Consider the following 1,296-nt stretch of genomic DNA (forward strand, 5'->3'; position numbering starts at 1 on the left):
AGCCCGGCCTGGCACGTCATGCGCAGCCGGGTTTCGAGCGGGCGCTCCTCGAAGGCGGTGGACTGCGTGAGGACGTCGCTGCCCCGGGTCCGCGCCCGGGCCAGGGCCGAGGCGGCCTCGACGCGCGGCGCGGCGGCGGCCGGTCCGAACTCGGCCGGCTGGCCGTCCGCGGCGTCCTGCACTACTTCGACCGGAGCGGCACCCGCGGGACGGGAGGGGGCCGGTGATGCCGGCGGCCGGCGACGGAGACGTGGTCGTCGAACTGCTGGCGGACCGCCTGATCAAGGGCGGGATCGTCCTGGCGGCCCTGGTCGTGGTGGTGGTGGCGCTCACGATCGTCTACCGCAGGACGGGCCCGAAGGGCCCGCCCTGAGGCGCGGCCCCTAGCCGAGGGCGTCGGCGACGGCGTCCGCCCACAGGGCGAGGCCGTCGTCGATCTGCTCCGCGGTGACGATCAGCGGCGGGATCATCCGGACGACGTTGCCGTACGCGCCGCAGGTCAGCAGCAGCAGCCCGCGCTCGGCGGCGGCCCCGTGCGCCCGCGCCGCCGCGGCGGCGTCGGGTTCGCCGTCCGGCGTGGTGAACTCGCTGGCCTGCATCAGCCCGAGCCCGCGCACGTCGCCGATCGCCGGGTGGTCGGCGGCGACCTTGCGGAGCCCGTCGTTCAGCCGCGCGCCCTGCGCGGCGGAGTTGCCGACCAGGTCCTCGTCGGCGATGACCCGGAGGGTGGCGAGCGCGGCGGCGCACGAGACGGCGTTGCCCCCGTACGTGCCGCCCTGCGACCCCGGGCGGGCCTTGGCCATCAGCGCCTCCGGCGCCGCGATCGCCGACAGCGGGAACCCGCTCGCCAGGCCCTTGGCCGTGATCAGGACGTCGGGGCGCGCGGCGGAGTGCTCGTGGCCCCAGAACCGGCCGGTCCGCCCGAACCCGGTCTGCACCTCGTCCACGACCAGCAGGATGCCGTGCCGGTCGGCGCGCTCGCGCAGGCCCTCCAGGAAGGCGGGCGGCGCGGGGATGTAGCCGCCCTCGCCGAGGACGGGCTCGACCACGAAGGCGGCCGTGTCGGACGCCGGGCTCGCGGTGGCGAGCAGGTAGTCGAGCTCGCGCAGCGCGAACCGCGTCGCCTCCTCCTCCGGCCACCCGTACCGGTAGGCCTGGGGGAATGGCGCGATCGCGGCGCCCGGCATGAGCGGGCCGATCCCGGCGCGGAACTTCGTGCCCGCCGTGGTGAGCGCGGCGGCGCCCATCGTGCGGCCGTGGAAGGAGCCGTGGAAGACGACGATGTTCTGCCGGCCG

General features: G+C 76.6%; 2 protein-coding genes and 1 pseudogene. 1 reads left to right on the plus strand and 2 read right to left on the minus strand.

Annotated features, from left to right (window positions below; translation table 11 throughout):
- Nucleotides 1–182, minus strand: a pseudogene (locus ABWI04_RS42720) (hypothetical protein); the annotation flags it as partial.
- A 44-nt stretch (nt 183–226) separates the two neighbouring features.
- Between ABWI04_RS42720 and ABWI04_RS42725 the strand changes: the two are divergent.
- Nucleotides 227–373: a hypothetical protein gene (locus tag ABWI04_RS42725; protein WP_353835980.1), complete on the plus strand. Its 147-nt coding sequence runs from the start codon at nt 227–229 to the stop codon at nt 371–373.
- A 10-nt stretch (nt 374–383) separates the two neighbouring features.
- Here the strand turns inward: ABWI04_RS42725 and ABWI04_RS42730 are convergent.
- Nucleotides 384–1,296 (minus strand): aspartate aminotransferase family protein (locus ABWI04_RS42730; protein ID WP_353835981.1); only part of this gene is annotated, 913 nt, incomplete at its 5' end.

Source organism: Actinomadura sp. NPDC000929 (assembly GCF_040492065.1).
Lineage (GTDB): Bacteria > Actinomycetota > Actinomycetes > Streptosporangiales > Streptosporangiaceae > Spirillospora > Spirillospora verrucosospora.

What these genes read in the sequence shown, in the direction of transcription:
- ABWI04_RS42725 (WP_353835980.1), top strand. Translation starts at nt 227, where the DNA reads ATGCCGGCGGCCGGCGACGGAGACGTGGTCGTCGAACTGCTGGCGGAC.